10 protein-coding genes are annotated in these 19,011 nt (G+C 42.3%); 5 read left to right on the top strand and 5 right to left on the bottom strand.

Features of this window, described 5'->3' with window-relative positions; genetic code table 11:
• Positions 1–105: 105 nt before the first annotated feature.
• The gene (locus J4861_RS10280) at positions 106–1,791 is read right to left on the bottom strand and encodes a hypothetical protein (protein ID WP_211816752.1); all 1,686 of its coding nucleotides are present in this window, start codon (positions 1,789–1,791) and stop codon (positions 106–108) included.
• Between the two features lie 871 nt (positions 1,792–2,662).
• A complete protein-coding gene (locus tag J4861_RS10275; RefSeq protein WP_211816751.1) occupies positions 2,663–4,714 on the bottom strand; it encodes an HD family phosphohydrolase in 2,052 nt (683 codons plus the stop codon).
• Between the two features lie 141 nt (positions 4,715–4,855).
• Between J4861_RS10275 and gltX the strand changes: the two genes are divergently transcribed.
• The 5 genes from gltX to J4861_RS10250 all read left to right on the top strand — a co-directional run bounded on the left by gltX (position 4,856) and on the right by J4861_RS10250 (position 10,822).
• On the top strand, positions 4,856–6,373 hold the full coding sequence (gene gltX, locus J4861_RS10270; RefSeq protein ID WP_211816750.1) for a glutamate--tRNA ligase: 1,518 nt from the start codon (positions 4,856–4,858) through the stop codon (positions 6,371–6,373).
• 33 nt (positions 6,374–6,406) lie between these two features.
• A complete protein-coding gene (locus J4861_RS10265; protein ID WP_211816749.1) occupies positions 6,407–7,642 on the top strand; it encodes a 3-deoxy-D-manno-octulosonic acid transferase in 1,236 nt (411 codons plus the stop codon).
• Positions 7,639–8,127, top strand: coding sequence for a hypothetical protein (locus J4861_RS10260; RefSeq protein ID WP_211816748.1), 489 nt, complete (start codon positions 7,639–7,641; stop codon positions 8,125–8,127). Before J4861_RS10265 ends, J4861_RS10260 begins: the two co-directional genes overlap by 4 nt.
• 40 nt (positions 8,128–8,167) lie before the next feature.
• The gene (trpS, locus tag J4861_RS10255) at positions 8,168–9,256 is read left to right on the top strand and encodes a tryptophan--tRNA ligase (protein WP_211816747.1); all 1,089 of its coding nucleotides are present in this window, start codon (positions 8,168–8,170) and stop codon (positions 9,254–9,256) included.
• 735 nt (positions 9,257–9,991) lie between these two features.
• Positions 9,992–10,822 (top strand): IS5 family transposase, encoded by an 831-nt coding sequence (locus J4861_RS10250; protein ID WP_211816746.1) that lies wholly within the window; start codon positions 9,992–9,994, stop codon positions 10,820–10,822.
• Between the two features lie 345 nt (positions 10,823–11,167).
• On the opposite strand, the gene J4861_RS10245 is transcribed toward J4861_RS10250, so the two are convergent.
• The 3 genes from J4861_RS10245 to rpoC all read right to left on the bottom strand — a co-directional run bounded on the left by J4861_RS10245 (position 11,168) and on the right by rpoC (position 18,984).
• Complete coding sequence (locus J4861_RS10245) at positions 11,168–11,497, bottom strand: DUF3467 domain-containing protein (RefSeq protein WP_004361672.1); 330 nt, start codon at positions 11,495–11,497, stop codon at positions 11,168–11,170.
• A 429-nt stretch (positions 11,498–11,926) separates the two neighbouring features.
• Positions 11,927–14,185: a nitric-oxide reductase large subunit gene (locus tag J4861_RS10240; protein ID WP_211816745.1), complete on the bottom strand. Its 2,259-nt coding sequence runs from the start codon at positions 14,183–14,185 to the stop codon at positions 11,927–11,929.
• 428 nt (positions 14,186–14,613) lie between these two features.
• Complete coding sequence (rpoC, locus tag J4861_RS10235) at positions 14,614–18,984, bottom strand: DNA-directed RNA polymerase subunit beta' (protein ID WP_211816744.1); 4,371 nt, start codon at positions 18,982–18,984, stop codon at positions 14,614–14,616.
• Positions 18,985–19,011: the final 27 nt, after the last annotated feature.

The raw sequence follows: 19,011 nt of genomic DNA, 5'->3' as shown, positions 1-19,011 counted from the left end.
CGACAAGTAATTGTGATGAAATTATAAAAGTTTAGAGGCAGCCAGAATCACTCTGACTGCCTCTTAGTGGTATTAGTTGTGGAAAACGGTAGATTTATGTGTGGCTTAGAAATCAATATCAAGTCCTACACCGAGTACCTTATTGGTACGAGTGAAGATATCGGTGTTCTTAGTTGCGAGAGTCTTAGGCTGCATTGTTACAGTACCATCTGGCTGTGTCACCTGCTCCTGACCTGCTTCGATAGCACCAGTGTACTCCTTCTTGAAGTTAGAATAGTTGGTAAAGAAGTAAGCAACGTTGAGATGAGTGTTCTTTGCAACCTTAATCTTTGCACCGAAACCGAAGCTGTAACTGCTCGTTACGAAGCTAAGATCGGTCAGGTATTTACCATCGCCAAGTCCGTAGAGCGTACGCTGACCACCTGCACTGACTGTCACTGATGGGTTGATATCCCACTCAACACCAGCAAGGAACTCTTGTGTGTTATGCTTAAGGAAGCGTTGCTTATCATTGTCCATACGTGCATCTTTATCAAAGTAGTGGTTATATCCTGCCATAACACGGAGGTTCTTCAGTACTTCATACTGTGCACCGAGTGCAAGAATACCAGGAATGTCGTTTGGTGTGTTCACGCCATTCTCATACTTTTTGGTGTCATCACGCTTTGTATTGTTCTCGATATTGAACTTTGTGGTAAACTCATAGCGTGCAGCAAAGTTCCACTTGCCTGTGCGGTAGTCAATACCGAGGATTGGAGTGATACCCCATCCGCGCTGAGAAACCTCTAAATAGCGGTCTTTTACCTTTTCCTTGCTACTATCTAACTTGTCTGCACCTGCACGAACGAGCTTTGCACCAGCTGTTGCCTTCTGTGCGCCAGCTGCATATTGGTCTGCTGCTGCCTGCAACTGAGCCTTTGCAGTAGGGTCAGTAGCTTTATCTGCTTGTGCCTGATATGCTGCTGCCTGAGTCTGTGCAGCGACAGCCTGTGCCTGCAATGCACTTGCTTTTTCGTTCAAAGCGTTAACCTTTGATTGGAAATAATCGTAGAGATTCTGGTTGTTTCCACCCACATTTGCTGAAATGTTGGTGATACTACCTTGGTATTTGTTATAGATATAATTGAAACGAGCACCACCAAATACAGAGAGATTCTCGTTAATCTTATAAGCAACACCGAGTTGGAGTCCGAAGTCATACTGCTGACCGCTCATATAGCTTTGAAGGCTATAGCTGGTAGCAGGTGTTTCCTGCTGTCCGAGAAGTGCGGCAAAGGTAGGCAACTGCTGGTTGATAAGTGCAGGGAGGAGCGATACTGGACGTTCAAATGTAGGAAGACCGTCGTTGAATGCAGCCTTACCACCGCCACCAGTCAAGCCAAAACCAGCTTGGAAACTCCATTTGTCTTTATTATATGCCACCTGGAAAGATGGGAGGATAGGCACAGAAGCCTTACCTTGATAGAACTTACTGCCATCAGTAGCATTACCACCATTCAGCTTGAAAGGATACTCGTAAGGAGTATTAGCTAATGCTGGCACGCTGAAAGTAGAAGTAAGCTCACGTGTCTGATATACGTTTTGGAAGTTAAGAGAGAGATGAAAACCTTGGTCAAGAAAAGCTACACCAGCAGGGTTAAAGTAAACACCGTCAATACCAATAGCACCTACACGTGCAAAGTTACGGTTAAATGCGATGTTCTGATTGGTGTTTGTAAGCAATCCTCCAGCTTGTGTTGTTGTTGCCATTGCGAGCAAAGCAGCTGCAAGGACAGTCTTCTGATACTTCATTGTTGATTCGTAAGTGTATATAAAACTTATATATTTTGGTTGCAAAGTTATGAATATTGTTCTAAACTTCCAAATTTTCGTTTGTTTTTTCTCATTTTTAGTTAAAATGTGCAGTGTTAATTAGGTAGTTAAAGGGCTGAAATAAGCTTATGTCGTTAAATGAATAGAATGGGAATAGAAGAAAGACTTATCTATATGCAGGGTATTACTATCCCATATTAGATGGTCTTGCAGAGAGTGATAAGCTAAAAGATAAAAACGATTTGATACTATGTCTATCTGTTTTCTACAAATAACTTGATTCCTACATCATAGGTTTTTGTAAACTATTTTCATGTGACTCAAAACCAATACATGCTCTTTTGTCTTCTTAAAGATGCCTAATAGGCTTGCAATAGATGCCCTCTTGAGGTCTTATTAACGCCCTTTTGAAGTCCAATTAAGCACCTTTTGAGATGCAGTTTTGCAAAGGCTTGATAGCGAACAACTTACAAAGGTGTTGTTAATGCTCGTTTTTAGCCTTATTTTCTGTCTTTTTATGGCTTATTTTGTAAAGAAAATTCCAAAGCCTTAAACACAAAAGTGTCAAAGAAAACAGGCTAATAACCTCCGCTTTCTCTATGTATCGACGGTGCCTTCGTTCCTTCTATTACTTTTTAAATCTTCCTCCGTGTTCTCCTTTTCTCTGTGTGATATCATGTCAAATTTCTAAGCTTAAGAGGTAAACTTTATCATTTCAAATGACTGTCCCCTAAAAAGAACCCCCACTATGTTACTATTGTTGTAACTTAGTGAGGTCCCTTGGCGTTTATGTATCTTTCTTTTGGAAAGGAAGGGGAGAGGAGTCAGCCTTGTGGTTGTCCTTAAGCTTCTATGCTTTCAACTGTGGGTACTGAATACGAGTATGATACATCGCTTTCAGACGTTCGATAAGTACAGCCTTAGCAGCGGTGATGTCACGGAATGTGATAGGACAATCCGTGAAGTTTCCATCAGCAACTTGACCATCAATGAGTCGGTTTACTAATCCACTGATACTCTCTTCGGTGTATTCCTGTAGAGAGCGTGAAGCAGCCTCAACGGTATCACTCATCATAAGAATAGCCTGCTCACGTGTGAAAGGATTTGGTCCAGGGTAACGGAACAAGTCTTCGTTGACCTCCTCATCTGGATGTTCATTCTTGTAGTGTATGTAGAAATACTTAGCAAGTCCAGCACCATGATGGGTGGTAATAAACTCCTTAATCTCACGTGGGAGGTTGTATTTTTCTGCAAGTTTCAGACCTTCCGTCACATGGCTGATGATGATACGTGCGCTCTCAAGGTCGTTTAGCTTGTCATGTGGGTTGATGCCTGCCTGATTCTCGGTAAAGAATGCAGGGTTGAGCATCTTGCCAATGTCATGATAGAGCGCACCTGTACGTACCAACTGGCTCTTTGCACCGATTCTACTGGCTATTTCTGTGGCAAGATTACCAACCGTGATAGAGTGCTGGAAGGTACCAGGAGCAACCTCACTGAGTCGGCGTAGCAGTTCATTGTTTGTGTTTGACAACTCAAACATTGTTACGGTAGACACGAAGCCGAAAGTCTTCTCGATGACCAACATCAGTGGATAGGTAAAGAGAAGGAAGAAACCATTGACAGCAAAGTGGTAATACATAGTGCGATCAAGCTTCGAAAAATCGTCCGCTTGTATGAGTTGGAGTGATAAGTACACTGCTGCTGAGGCAATTGTGACAAGGAGTGCGGTAAGGAAGATTTGACTTCTCTTTGATAATTCGCGCAAAGAATAAATCGCCACGAGGCCAGCAACAAACTGTACGATAATGAATTCGTATTGATATTTGACAGCCACCGCACAGATAAGTACCATTGTCATGTGTCCTATGAAGGCTGTTCGTGAGTCCATAAACACACGGAAGAATATCGGAGCCATACTGAATGGAAGGATATACACACTCAGAATGTTATGCTCCATCATTAAGGATGTGAGGATAGGATAGATGACTATCATCACATAAAGTAGTGAGATGGAACGTGGTTTATTAAAATAATCTTTTCTGAAAAGTGCCAAGTAGAGTGTAAAAAGGCAAATGAAGATTAGGACGTAGATGGTCTGCCCGATGAAGGTAGATGTTATCTCGTCTTCAGTAGCCTTGCGCTTCTCCATTGCTTGTTCAAAGGAATTAAGCACACGATAGGTCTTTGCATCGACAATGTCACCACGGTCGATGATGCGTTGTCCCTCCAAAACCATGCCTGAAGCCTGCGGAATAAGACTTAGCATGTCGTTCATCTCCGTCTCGCTACGGTCTTTGTCATAGACAAGGTTTGCCTCTATGTAGTCGTTAAGATTACATTGCTGAAGTACGGAACGCTTCGGACCTAACAAAGGGTCCATGAAAAGCTGCTCATAGGCACCAAGGGTAGAGTAGGTTTTATTAATAGGTACACTCACTGCTTGCTTACCAGTTACGACACGGATGTAATGGTTACTGTCCTTGGCAAGTGTAGAGTATTGTTGTGGATCAATGACTCCAGCCTCATAGATTTCGTGTAGCCGGTGGGCAATCGCATCGACATAGTCTTTTGATAAGCCTGGTATACCATCCTTGTATGCCTGCTTAAACTGTTCAATCTTCTTCTGTTCAACCGTTTGGTTAATGTTGTAATAAGGCTGGAAATGCTTTGTGATAGAGTCTTTCTCAACCTTCAACGCAGCATCAGTCTTAAAGATAGGGAAGTCGAACTTAGCAATCAACTGTCCGTACATCCATGGTTTCCCTTCGTCATAATGGAAAAGTTTACCTTGTGTACGGGGTAAAAATAGCACTATTAAAACGACGGCAACGATAATCAAGGCTACTCTTGAGACCATATTCCGCCAATAGGGGTTGCTTATGTTTTTGAATCTTATCATCTTATATATTGTTTCGTAAATGTTATAACAAGCTGTTGTAACTTGTTGCGTAATCCTCTAACAACTTGCGAAAATACTAAAAATATAGCGGATAGTCAAAAAAAAGCATTAATTTTGCAGGAAAATATAATATTTAAGACAATGGCAGAAAGAAATGTGAGAGTGCGTTTTGCTCCAAGTCCAACAGGTGCTTTGCATATTGGTGGTGTGCGTACTGCTTTGTATAACTACCTTTTCGCTCGTCAACATGGCGGCAAACTTATCTTCCGTATTGAAGACACAGACTCTAATCGTTTTGTCCCTGGGGCAGAGGAGTATATCCTCGACTCTTTTGATTGGTTAGGTATTAAGTTTGATGAGGGTGTAAGCTTTGGTGGCGAACATGGTCCTTATCGGCAGAGCGAACGTCGTGATATTTATAAAAAGTACGTCAATCAGCTTTTAGAAGCTGGTAAGGCATACATTGCTTTCGATACGCCAGAGGAGTTGGATGCGAAGCGTAAGGAAATTGAAAACTTCCAGTACGACGCGCATACTCGTCTACAGATGCGTAACTCTTTGACAATGTCAAAGGAGGAAGTTGAAAGTCTGATAGAAGATGGCCAACAATATGTAGTTCGTTTCAAGATAGAACCAGGTGAGGAAGTTCATATCAATGATATGATTCGTGGTGATGTTTGCATCAAGACAGATATCCTTGATGATAAAGTTCTGTTCAAGAGTGCAGACGAATTGCCAACTTATCACCTTGCAAACATCGTTGATGACCACTTGATGGAAATCTCTCACGTTATTCGTGGTGAGGAATGGTTGCCAAGTGCACCGTTACATGTATTGCTTTACCGTGCCTTTGGTTGGGAAGATAGCATGCCACGCTTTGCCCATCTGCCTTTGTTGTTGAAGCCAGAGGGTAAGGGTAAGCTCAGTAAGCGTGATGGTGACCGCCTTGGTTTCCCTGTGTTCCCATTGGAGTGGCACGACCCTAAGACTGGTGAAGTAAGTTCAGGCTATCGTGAGAGTGGCTATTTCCCAGAGGCAGTAGTCAACTTCTTGGCACTCTTGGGCTGGAACCCAGGTACGGAGCAGGAACTCTTCTCGCTTGAGGAACTTGTAAAAGCATTCGATATCACGAAGTGTTCAAAGAGTGGAGCTAAGTTCGACTATCAGAAGGGTATGTGGTTTAACCACGAATACATCCTCCGTAAGTCTGATGATGAGATAGCACAACTCTTCGCACCAATCGTAGCTAACAATGGTGTTGAGGCTACTATGGAGCAGGTGAAACAGGTTGTACATATGATGAAAGACCGTGTTAGCTTCGTTAAGGAACTTTGGGAACTTTGCTCTTTCTTCTTCATTGCACCAACAAGCTATGACGAGAAGACCGTTAAGAAACGTTGGAAGGAATATTCTGCACAGCAGATGAGCGAGCTTGCTGATGTCTTGGAGGGAATCGAAGACTTCAGTGTCGAAGGTCAGGAACCTATCGTTTTGAAATGGGTAGAGGACAAAGGCTATAAGCTTGGTGATATCATGAACGCATTCCGACTCACCCTTGTTGGTATTGGTAAGGGTCCTGGAATGTTCGATATATCTGCTTTCCTTGGCAAAGAGGAAACCTTGAAGCGTATGCACAAGGCTATTGAGGTGTTGGGATAAGCACCTTGAAAGGCTAAATTAATTGAGCCGAGTATGTATAATATAATAATGTATGCCATCCAGTTTGGTATCGCTGTGGGTAGTCTTTTCAATGAAAAGCTACGCAAGATGTGGCGAGGAGAACAGGAGGCTGTGCGGATTTTACGTGAGAAAGTGGAGCCAGACGCTCAATACGTTTGGTTTCATGCTGCTTCATTGGGCGAGTTTGAACAGGGTCGCCCTTTGATAGAGCAGATACGAAAAGACTATCCGCAATATAAGATTCTGCTTACTTTCTTTTCTCCTTCTGGTTATGAGGTGAGAAAGAATTATGAGGGAGCAGACATCATTACCTACCTTCCTATAGATACGGTGGGTAATGCACGCAGATTCCTACGTGCAGTTCGTCCTCTTATGGCGTTCTTTATCAAGTATGAATTCTGGTATAATTACCTGCATATCCTGCAGTATCGTGATATACCAGTCTATAGCGTGTCAAGCATTTTCCGTCCAGATCAAATCTTCTTTAAGTGGTATGGTCGTGGTTATGGTCGTGTTTTAAAGTGCTTTAGCCGTTTCTTTGTTCAGAATGAGGAGAGCAAGGAACTCTTGAATAAGATAGGAATCTCTGACGCTGTTGTTGTGGGTGATACTCGCTTCGACCGTGTTTTGCAAATCAAGGAGGCAAGCAAGAAATTGCCTTTGGTGGAGAAGTTCGTCAATGGGAATGCTACTGATAGAAAGAAAGTCTTTGTGGCAGGATCATCATGGCAGCCTGATGAGGAAATCTTCCTTAAGTACTTTAATGAGAATAAGGACTGGAAACTCATCATTGCACCGCACGTTATCGGAGAAGATCATCTAAAGACTATCCTCTCACTGATAAAGGATAAGAAGGTAGTACGCTATACACAGGCAACAGAAGAGAATGTTGTTGATGCCGATGTGTTGATTATCGACTGTTTTGGTTTGCTGTCATCGATTTATCATTATGGTGATGTTGCCTACGTAGGTGGTGGTTTTGGAGTAGGAATCCACAATGTTCTCGAGGCTGCTGTGTGGGATATGCCGGTTCTCTTTGGTCCTAACAACAAGCATTTCGCTGAAGCACAAGGACTCTTGCGTGATGGTGGTGGCTTTGAAGTTTTCGACTTTGAAAGTTTTAGTTTGTTGATGAATCACTTTGCCGAAGACGAAGAATATCGCTCTGCTTGTGGTTCTTTGGCAGGTACTTATGTCGAGAGTTTGGCAGGTGCTACTAATAAAGTTCTAAGCAACGTAAAGTTATGAAATATCAGATAACGTGTGATAACTGTGGAACACAGTTTATTGTTGAGGCTGAAGAAGGACAAACAATAGAGTGTACTTGTCCTCATTGTCAAGGTGTCATGGAGGTTACATTACCTTTGGTGAGTGCTGGTCAGCAGTATGAACAACCTACAGGCTTTACCTCACAAGTGCAGCAGGTACAAGGAGAAACACACAAGAAAGACAGCAATGCAATCCTTTGGGGCGTTGTTATCGGTCTACTTCTATTGGCTGGTGGTGTAGGTGCTTATTTCACTTTCGGCTCTTCTTCGCCAGAAACACCTGTGACTGATAGCATCCCTAATGATACGATTCCATATGAATCTCCTATTCAAGTAGAGCAAACTCCATCTGTTGATACCGTGGCAACAGCCCCAGCAGAGCCTGAACAGAAGGAAGAAGAGCAAGTTGAAGAACAGCCAGAAGAAGGCATAGATACCATTGCTGTACCAGGACACGATGAGTAACTTCAACGATACACATAACGAATAAAACAGAAATATATACATGGGAAAGATTATTTTAACAGGTGACCGCCCTACAGGTAAACTTCACTTGGGTCACTACGTGGGTTCTCTCCGCCGTCGTGTGGAACTTCAGAACCTCGGAGACTACGATAAGATGTTTGTCTTTATGGCAGACGTACAGGCGTTGACAGATAATGCTGACAACCCAGAGAAGATTCGACAGAATATTATTGAGGTAGCTTTAGATTATCTCTCTGCTGGCTTGAGTCCAGAGAAATGTACACTCTACATACAGAGTCAGATTCCTGAAATAGCCGAACTGACCACTTTCTTGATGAATCTTGTCAGCGTAAGCCGTGTTCAGCGTAACCCAACGGTGAAGACTGAGATTAAGATGCGCAACTTTGAAGCTAACATTCCAATGGGCTTCTTTGCTTATCCTGTTTCTCAGGCTGCTGATATTGCAGCTTTCAAGGCCACTACTGTCCCTGCAGGTGAGGATCAAGAGCCTATGTTGGAGTTGACACGTGAACTCGTACGTCGCTTCAATCAGATTTATGCACCAGTACTCGTTGAGCCTGCTATTATGTTGCCAGAGAATGCTACAGCACGTCGTCTGCCTGGTACAGATGGTAAGGAGAAGATGAGTAAGAGTCTTGGTAACTGTATCTATCTCTCTGACGATGCTGATACCGTATGGAAGAAGGTGAAGACAATGTACACTGATCCAACTCACTTGAATGTGTCTGACCCAGGTCATGTTGAGGGAAATGCTGTGTTTACTTACCTTGATGCTTTTTCAACAGATGAGGACTTCGCTGAGTTCTGGCCAGAGTTCCAGAACCTTGATGAGCTGAAAGCGGCTTATACAGCTGGTGGTATCGGTGATATGAAGTGTAAGAAGTTGCTCAATAGTGTCTTGAACAAGATGTTGGATCCAATCCGTGCGCGCCGTCATGAGTACGAACAGGATATTCTAGAGATTTATAATATCCTCAAGAAAGGCTCATTGGAAGCACGTGAGACAGCAGCCCAGACAATGGATGAGGTACGTGCAGCTATGCAGATTAACTATTTCGAGGATACCGATTTGATTCAGAGTCAGGCTGAGCGATTCAGACAGAAGTAAGTCTTTAGCTCTGCTTAAAAGTCATATAGCAGTCTTATTCCATCTTTCTATAGAAGGAATAAGACTGTTTTTTTGTGTCTAATAGTCTTGCAGTTAGTACTTTTGATTAAGTTTTCTTACCTGTTCTAACGTACGTGCGAACGCCCCGCACGTATGGTGCGGACGCCTAACACCATTGGTGCGGAGGCTTAGCACGCTATAATAAGTCCTAATTCTTCGAACGATTTATTGGTCCGAAAGAACCATATTACTAAAGGTTAATCATTTTTAACCCAATTCGGTCATTAGAGCCTAAGCATATTTTGTTTTATTATCGAGCAGATTGTTTGGCTTTGGTGCGCAGGCGTAGCGGGCTACGTCAAGCTACAAAGACAGACAAAATGCCGATAAGAAAATAAAAGATGTTAGGAAACAATACCATACCATAGTAATAATGTACATATTGTGGTCTAATGACCGATTTGGGTTTAAAGCCTCAGTTATTATTTATATTGAGTGGAGGAGGGTAGATGAAGAATCCCTTTTCATCTGATAGTCAGAGGAGTTTACACTCGTCTTGATTAAAATTAATGATTATTTAGAAAATATTTCTTAGCATAATTTGTGTCAAATAAAAAAAGTCCCTACATTTGCCTATATCAACCTAAACAATGAAGTCGTCTTGACTTTTTATTTTGTTAAAATAGAGAGGAATTCTTATCTTTGTATTAGTGAACCAAGCTTTAAATACCTCTCATGTACAAAGTACTGGACAAAGATACAATAAAAAATGAAATTCTACCTCATTTATCAGTAGCAAAACGTGGATATATTTGCCAAAGCTGCCTGTCCGAGGTAATTCAATGCATTCTTTATAAGCTTAAGACTGGTTGCCAATGGTATATGCTTCCAGTTTCATCGTTCTTCACAGCAAAGGTTCTTCATTACAAAACCGTATACGGACATTTTCGCAAATGGTGTAAGAAAGGAGAATGGCAAAAAGTGTGGACAATACTTCTAGGCCGTTATAAATCTTTCTTGGATATGTCAAGTATAGATTTGGATGGCAGCCATACAACAGCATTACGTGGTGGGGATTGTCAGAGCTATCAGGGACGCAAGAAGAGCAAGACTACAAATGCTATTTATGTAACTGACCGTCAGGGAATACCACTCGCCCTATCCACTCTAGTTGCAGGTTCTCACAATGATTTGTACAATATTTCAGAAGTGGTTAAAGAAGTATTCTCACAACTCACAAAGTCTGATATTTCTACTGATGGATTATTTCTCAATGCTGATGCGGGATTCGATACAAAAGAGTTTAGACACATGTGCCTAAGAATGGGTGTGTTTGCAAATGTAGCATTTAATTATAGAGCAGGGGGTGGGCAAGATTGCTATTTGTTTGACGATATACTGTATAAAGAAAGGTACAGCATAGAAAGAACAAATGCGTGGTTGGATTCATACAGAAGTCTGTTGAACAGATTTGATGTTACTTTGACCAGTTGGCAAGCATGGAATTATATAGCATTTATTGTTATTCTGATGAAGAAAGTGAAAAAGAAACAAAAGTCAAGATAAGTTCTATCTTTGTCTTTCAAAAGCAATTCTTATTATGTGGATATTTATAGATCTCATTATTACACTTGTACTTATACCCTTTGTCATCAAGTGGAGAGATTGGGACTGGCTATCGTGCTTCACATTTATAGGACTAAGCCTTGCTTTCACACCTCTTGTTGGTATCTTTATTTATAAATATGCTTTTCAGGGTTAAACCCGAATAGTCAACGAACAGATTCCCTACGATTGCTATAGATACAAGTAATTCCGACAACTGCTCATTCTATATCTCTCGAGATTATCAAAAACAACAAAGCCGCCCAAATCCTTGGACGGCTTTGTTGTATCTCCTTAAAAGACTGTTTATGCATCAACCTTACCAGGACCGAATGGAGCTATCGTACGTGGCTCCTGCTCTGGCTCATGACGGTCAATCTTACCAAACTCTTTCTCATAACGAACTACATTATCCTGCAAAGCTGCAAGAAGACGCAATGCGTGCTCAGGAGCAATAATAACACGGCTTGTCACTGTTGCCTTTGGTACACCTGGAAGAAGTGTAGCAAAATCAAGTACAAACTCTGAACTTGAATGAGAGATTATCTGGAAGTTTGTATAAACACCTTTAGCGATTTCTGGTGAGAGATCAATCTGCAACTGCTGTCCCTCTTGATTCTGATTATTATTGTCCATTTTGTTAATATGATTTAGATAATACTTTATTTCTCTTATGCAAAGATAATACATAAAAGTCATTTGTCCAAATCTGATTATAAAAGTTTTTGAATTCTAACCAATAGAATCAGTTGAAATAAAGTAGTCGTACGACAAGGCTAATAAGTTACACATCCTTCAAAATACAGTCTCAAGAAAGTTTCAAGGCTTGAAACACACAGTTTCAGTATATGAAACGCACAGCATCAACGTTATGTAATGGATTTAGTTGATAGTTTTATTCTTAAATCGAACATTATTTGTTAAACTTCAATGTAGGTTAACATAAAGAAAATCGGGACTTACATCTGTTGATAATGCTCATACCAAACGTACCAAATGACCCTACAAACCACCTCTTGTAAGCGGTTTATAGGGTCAATTCTGTTTTTATAGGATATCAGCCTTTTAGCGTCTGCCTTTCTTCGACCAGCCAAACTGTAAACCGATGACAAACAAGACAAATAGAACTTCACCCAAAGCTACAAACGTGTCTCCAGGTATACGCAGCCATCTTAATGTTTGCATGAGATCTTGTTGCATGAACTCAGCCGATCTTGCCGACCAGTAAGCGTTGGTTATGCTTTCGTAGGCTTGTAGGATACCAATTGGCAAGATACTTACCACTGTCATTAGCAGCAAACCAATGTTTATACACCAGAAAGCAGATCCTATAAGCTTATCGTTCCATTCGTTATTTGGATAAAGACCGCGCAAGACAAATAGCATCAAGCCTATTCCCAAGATACCATAGACTCCGAACAGAGCTGCATGACCATGAACGGCAGTGGTATTCAGTCCCTGCAAATAATATAAGGCGATTGGCGGATTAATGGAGAAACCAAAGATACCAGCACCCAAGAAGTTCCAAAAACACATTGCAATGAAGCAATATATCGGCCACTTATAGGATTTTATCCAAGCTGCAGAACGGCTCAGCTGATAATTATGGTATGCTTCTATTCCTATCAGTACGAGCGGAACAAGCTCCATTGCACTGAATGTAGCTCCAAGTGCTAATACTGCTGTTGGGGTTGCACTGAAATACAAGTGATGGAATGTTCCTAAAATACCACCTGCAAGAAAGACGATAGTAGAGAACAACACAGAAACTGTGGCACTCTTAATCTTAAGTAGTCCCAAACGACAGAACAAGAACGATGCAACCACCGTAGCAAATACCTCAAAGAAGCCTTCAACCCAAAGGTGAACTACCCACCAACGCCAGTACTCAGCAACAGCCATATGAGTTTGGCGTCCATACATCAAACCTGCTGCATAGAAGAATGCGATAGCTAATGAGGCAATAACAAAGAGAGTAAGTAAATGGCGGTTTTCGTCCTTTCGCTTAAGTGCAGGAATAAGTGCGCGAATCATTAAGAACAACCAAAGAACTAAGCCCGTAAGCAATAGTATCTGCCATAGACGTCCCAACTCAACATACTCGTATCCTTGATGTCCAAACCAGAAGTTCTCTACCAAACCAAGTTTTTGCATTACACCGAACCATTGACCAGCTAACGAACCTGCAACTACGAAAACCAATGCTCCAAAGAGAATGTTTACACCTAAGGCTTGATATTTTGGTTCAACTCCCGAAACTGCTGGTGCTATATATAAACCTGTAGCCAACCATGAGGTTGCAATCCAAAGAATAGCTAACTGGACATGCCAGCTACGCGATACGGCATAAGGGAAAATGTTTTGTATAGGTAGCCCAAAGAAAGCATCTCCCTCTACACCGTAATGGGCTGTTATCACACCGGAAAGCATCTGGACCAGCATTAATGCACCTACGACCCAAATGTATTTCAGTACGGCACGCATCGATGCTGTAGGCTTAAGATCTCTCATCGGATCTGATTCTGGCACCTTTGACACATGTTCTTCTTTATGCTGAGCATAATAGTAAACTAAAATTCCTACACAGAAGAGTAACATTAACACACTGAAGCCTGACCAAAGATGTAACGAAGCAGGGGCAACATTGCCTATGACAGGGTCATGTGGCCAGTTATTGGTATAACTAACGTCGCTATTAGGTCTATTGGTCACACACACCCAGCTTGACCATGCAAAGAAAGCATCCATCTTATCAAAACGCTTCTCAGCAGAAAGACCGCCTACTGCTTCTACAGATTTTTCGCGCATAGCATACGCATTGCGCAACTTAGCCATAGATGGGTCGTTTAAGAATAGTTTGGCATAATAATTATGCAATTGCTTAGCCACTTTAGCACGCATCTTACTAAAGGTGATAACACCAGTCTGTGCATCATAGGTATTCTTACGAAGCTCTTCTTGCAACAATACCTTGTACTTAGCCTTGTCTGCTTCGTCCAACTGGTTATACACCTTACCATCTTTCTTAGCTAATTCGGCTAACATCAATTCTGACTCACGATGCAAATAGTCGGCTGTCCAATCAGGAGCTACGTATGCGCCATGGCCCCAAACACTACCTACTGTCTGACCTCCAATAGACTGCCAAACGTTCTGTCCATCCTTTATGTCTTGTCCTTCAAACAACATTTCACCACTCTCTGTTACTATCTTGTTAGGGAAAGGTGGCATCTCTCTAAAAATCTCAACGCCATAGAAGCATAAAACGGCAAACGATCCGAGAATGACCGCTGCCAAAGTCAACCATAATTTCTTTGGTGTCATTTCTTTAATTTTAATTAATGTTTATTTATTTTTTAAGACCTTATATTAAGTTAGGGCATACTATACCCCTCTTAATATAATGAACAACAATAGATATGCCATAAGTTTGTAAACATAACCAAAGAAATAGAAAACTCTTCATTAGGTAACACTTGTTACCTTTGCACAATTCACATTTGGTAACAAATGTAACCAATAGATACCATCTGAACTTTATATCACATTAAATATCTTATCAAGAGAACTCATATCTATAGAAAACTACATCTATAGGTATAAACATTAATACAATAAGTGTGCCACATAAGAGCTATAGAACTTCCACCTTTCGTTCTAATAATGAATTTAGACAGCTAAAGCAATATACAAAAAAGGGACTTGCAAAGTTATTGCAAATCCCTTTTAATCTTATGTATGAGAGGTTAGGATTACTCCTGTGTAGCCTCTGCCTTTTGCTTAGCGAAGTCAAGAACATTCTTCTTGTTAGCCTCCATACGCTCGTGCTCTTCTTGCGAACCAACAACGAGTTTCTGCCACTGACGAAGACCAGTACCGGCAGGAATGAGGTGACCACAGATAACATTCTCCTTCATACCCTCAAGGTTATCACTCTTACCACGGAGAGCAGCCTCGTTGAGCACCTTAGTTGTCTCCTGGAAGGAAGCAGCACTCATGAAGCTCTTCGTACCGAGGGCAGCACGTGTGATACCCTGAAGAATCTGGGTAGCAGTTGCCTGAACGGCATCACGCACCTGAACGAGTTTGAGGTCACGACGCTTAAGGCTTGAGTTCTCATCACGTAACTTACGTACAGAGAGAATCTGACCCTTATAGCAGTTCTCAGAATCACCTGGATCGGTAACAACCTTCTTACCCCAGATACGATCATTCTCCTCAGCAAAGTCGAGTTTGTCAACAAGTTCCTGCTCGAGGAATGTAGTATCTCCTGGATCGTCGATACGTACCTTGCGCATCATCTGACGAACGATAATCTCAAAGTGCTTGTCATTAATCTTCACACCCTGCAAACGATATACGTCCTGAACCTCATTAACAATATACTCTTGAACAGCTGTTGGACCCATGATAGACAAGATATCAGCAGGTGTGATGATACCATCAGACAATGGAGTACCAGCACGAACAGCATCATGCTCTTGCACAAGAATCTGCTTAGACAGACTAACAAGATACTTACGCTGCTCACCAGTCTTAGAAGTCACGATAATCTCACGGTTACCACGCTTGACCTTACCCATAGTAATCTCACCATCAATTTCAGATACGACAGCAGGGTTAGATGGGTTACGAGCCTCAAAGAGCTCAGTAACACGTGGAAGACCACCAGTAATATCACCAGCACCACCGACAGAACGTGGAATCTTAACGAGTGTCATACCCGTCTTAATCTCAGCACCATCAAGAAGTACCTGCTCCAAGTGACCACCTACAGGGAGGTTATATGTACCAAGGATATCAGATGCCGCATAAAGACCATCAGCACTCTTCTTAGCACCAACCTTGACAATATCAACAGTAGGGAGTTTTGTCTTATCGCGTGAGTCAACAATGATACGCTCTGTAAGACCTGTAGCATCATCGGTTTCTGCCTTATAAGTAACGCCCTCTATAACGTCATGTAGGCGGAGAACACCTGCATATTCACTAACAATAACAGCATTGAATGGGTCCCACTTACAAATCATATCACCCTTCTTGACAGTATCTCCAGACTTAAAGTAAAGAGAACTACCATAAGGAACATTATCTGTAAGGAGTACAATACCAGTGTTAGGATCTACAAAGCGAATTTCAGCCAAACGGCTAACAACCATCTCACACTCCTTGTCATTCTCATCAACGAATGGTACGGTACGGAGTTCCTCAAACTCTATCTTAGCATCACTCTTAGCTGTAATAGTTGCATTAGCCGCAGCATTACCAGCCACACCACCAGCGTGGAACGTACGAAGAGTAAGCTGTGTACCAGGCTCACCAATAGCTTGTGCAGCAATGACACCAACAGCCTCTCCCATCTGTACCATACGTGCAGAAGCAAGGTTACGTCCGTAACACTTCTTACATACACCCTTCTTGCTCTCACAAGTAAGTACAGAACGGATTTCTACCATCTCAATTGGTGAATCTTCAATAGCCTGTGCCTTTGCCTCTGTAATCTCCTCACCTGCAGCAACGATAATATCACCAGTTGTAGGATTGATAACATCATGAACTGACACACGACCCAAGATACGCTCATAGAGGCTTGCAATTGTTTCATCACCATTCTTCAAGGCACGACACTCAAGACCACGGAGTGAACCACAATCCTCCTCATTGATGATAACATCATGAGAAACGTCAACAAGACGACGTGTCAAGTATCCTGCATCGGCAGTCTTCATAGCCGTATCGGCAAGACCCTTACGAGCACCGTGAGAAGCAATAAAGTACTCCAACACAGACATACCCTCCTTAAAGTTAGAGATAATTGGGTTCTCAATAATCTGAGCACCTTCAGCACCTGCCTTCTGTGGCTTAGCCATAAGACCACGCATACCAGCAAGCTGTGCAATCTGGTCAGCAGAACCACGGGCACCAGAGTCAAGCATCATATATACAGCATTGAAACCCTGATCAGCCTCTGTCATGTGCTTCATAACGGCCTGCTTAAGGTTATTGTTTACGTGTGTCCACGCATCAATTACCTGATTGTAACGCTCCTTATCAGTGATGAAACCCATTTCATAGTTAGCCTTCACCTGATCAACCTCACTCTGACCCTTACCTACGATATCAGTTTTCTCAACAGGAACGATGATATCGTCGAGGTTAAAGGAAAGACCTGCAACATATGCCATACGGTAACCAAGGTTCTTGATACCATCAAGGAACTCACAAGCACGAGCCATACCAACTGCCTTAATAACGTCAGCGATAAGACCACGAAGTGATTTCTTAGAGATAATACCATTGAAGAATCCAATCTCAGTTGGGATAATCTGATTAACAATTACACGACCAACTGATGTCTCAACCATACGCTTCTGGAGTTTTCCATCAACGAGGTCGTCAACGATTACCTTAATCTGTGAATGGAGGTCACATTTCTTCTCATTGTAAGCAATGATTGCTTCCTCTGGACCATAGAAAGTAAGACCTTCACCCTTAGCACCTGGGCGGATCTTAGTGATATAGTAGAGACCGAGCACCATATCCTGTGAAGGAACGGTGATTGGTGCACCATTAGCAGGATTAAGAATGTTATGACTCTGAAGCATCAAAATCTGTGTCTCCAATATAGCCTCATTGCTCAATGGGAGGTGAACAGCCATCTGGTCGCCATCGAAGTCAGCATTGAACGCAGTACATGCCAATGGGTGCAACTGGATAGCCTTACCCTCTATCAACTTAGGCTGGAATGCCTGAATACCAAGACGGTGAAGTGTCGGGGCACGGTTCAACATAACTGGGTGACCCTTCATTACATTCTCAAGGATATCCCAAATTACTGGCTCACGACGGTCTACAATCTTCTTAGCACTCTTTACAGTCTTCACAATACCGCGCTCTATGAGCTTACGAATAATGAATGGCTTGTAAAGCTCTGCTGCCATCAACTTAGGCAGACCACACTCACCCATCTTCAACTCTGGACCAACGACGATTACTGAACGCGCAGAATAGTCAACACGCTTACCGAGGAGGTTCTGACGGAAACGTCCCTGCTTACCCTTCAGAGAGTCAGAGAGTGACTTCAATGGACGATTGCTCTCACTCTTTACAGCAGAAGACTTACGGCTGTTATCGAAAAGTGAATCAACAGCTTCCTGAAGCATACGCTTCTCATTACGCAGAATAACCTCAGGAGCCTTAATCTCCATCAAACGCTTCAAACGATTGTTACGGATGATAACGCGACGATAGAGGTCATTAAGGTCAGATGTTGCGAAACGTCCTCCATCCAATGGAACCAATGGACGAAGCTCCGGTGGAGTAACAGGGATAATCTTCATGATCATCCATTCTGGATTATTCACACCGATAGACTGACGGAAACCCTCTACAACCTGCAGACGCTTCAAAGCTTCTGTCTTACGCTGCTGACTTGAGTCAGTTGTTGCACGGTCACGCAATTCACCTGCCAAACGATCAAGGTCAATGCCTGTGAGGAGGTCATAAATAGCCTCTGCACCCATCTTAGCAATGAACTTGCTTGGATCAGAATCATCCAAACGCTCATTACCCTCTGGGAGTTTATTATCAAGGATATCGAGATATTCATCTTCAGAAAGAAGGTCGAACTTATGAGAACCATTCAAATCCTCATCTGTATCGGCATTCTTCATACCCTCTACGACACCCGGCTGGATGACAACATATTTCTCATAATAAATAACAGCATCAAGCTTCTTTGTTGGCATACCGAGAAGGTAACCAATCTTGTTAGGAAGACTACGGAAATACCAGATATGAGCCACAGGGACAACCAACTCAATGTGTCCAGCACGTTCACGACGCACTTTCTTTTCTGTTACCTCAACACCACAACGGTCGCAGACAATACCCTTATAACGGATACGCTTGTACTTACCACAGGCACACTCGTAATCCTTTGTTGGACCGAAGATACGCTCGCAGAACAAACCATCACGTTCTGGTTTATAGGTACGATAGTTGATAGTCTCTGGCTTGGTTACCTCACCAAAAGAGTTCTCAAGAATCTCCTCAGGTGAAGCCAGTCCGATAGTAATCTTGCTGAAATTACTCTTTACTTTATTATCTTTCTTAAAAGCCATGTTTTACTTCTATTATGGGGTGTACGT

This window comes from Prevotella melaninogenica (genome assembly GCF_018127925.1).
Lineage (GTDB): Bacteria > Bacteroidota > Bacteroidia > Bacteroidales > Bacteroidaceae > Prevotella > Prevotella melaninogenica_C.
This window is presented reverse-complemented; position numbering and strand designations above follow the sequence as displayed.

What these genes read in the sequence shown, in the direction of transcription:
- J4861_RS10280 (WP_211816752.1), bottom strand. Translation starts at nt 1,791, where the DNA reads ATGAAGTATCAGAAGACTGTCCTTGCAGCTGCTTTGCTCGCAATGGCA.
- J4861_RS10240 (WP_211816745.1), bottom strand. Translation starts at nt 14,185, where the DNA reads ATGACACCAAAGAAATTATGGTTGACTTTGGCAGCGGTCATTCTCGGA.
- J4861_RS10250 (WP_211816746.1), top strand. Translation starts at nt 9,992, where the DNA reads ATGTACAAAGTACTGGACAAAGATACAATAAAAAATGAAATTCTACCT.
- gltX (WP_211816750.1), top strand. Translation starts at nt 4,856, where the DNA reads ATGGCAGAAAGAAATGTGAGAGTGCGTTTTGCTCCAAGTCCAACAGGT.
- rpoC (WP_211816744.1), bottom strand. Translation starts at nt 18,984, where the DNA reads ATGGCTTTTAAGAAAGATAATAAAGTAAAGAGTAATTTCAGCAAGATT.
- J4861_RS10265 (WP_211816749.1), top strand. Translation starts at nt 6,407, where the DNA reads ATGTATAATATAATAATGTATGCCATCCAGTTTGGTATCGCTGTGGGT.
- J4861_RS10260 (WP_211816748.1), top strand. Translation starts at nt 7,639, where the DNA reads ATGAAATATCAGATAACGTGTGATAACTGTGGAACACAGTTTATTGTT.
- J4861_RS10245 (WP_004361672.1), bottom strand. Translation starts at nt 11,497, where the DNA reads ATGGACAATAATAATCAGAATCAAGAGGGACAGCAGTTGCAGATTGAT.
- trpS (WP_211816747.1), top strand. Translation starts at nt 8,168, where the DNA reads ATGGGAAAGATTATTTTAACAGGTGACCGCCCTACAGGTAAACTTCAC.
- J4861_RS10275 (WP_211816751.1), bottom strand. Translation starts at nt 4,714, where the DNA reads ATGATAAGATTCAAAAACATAAGCAACCCCTATTGGCGGAATATGGTC.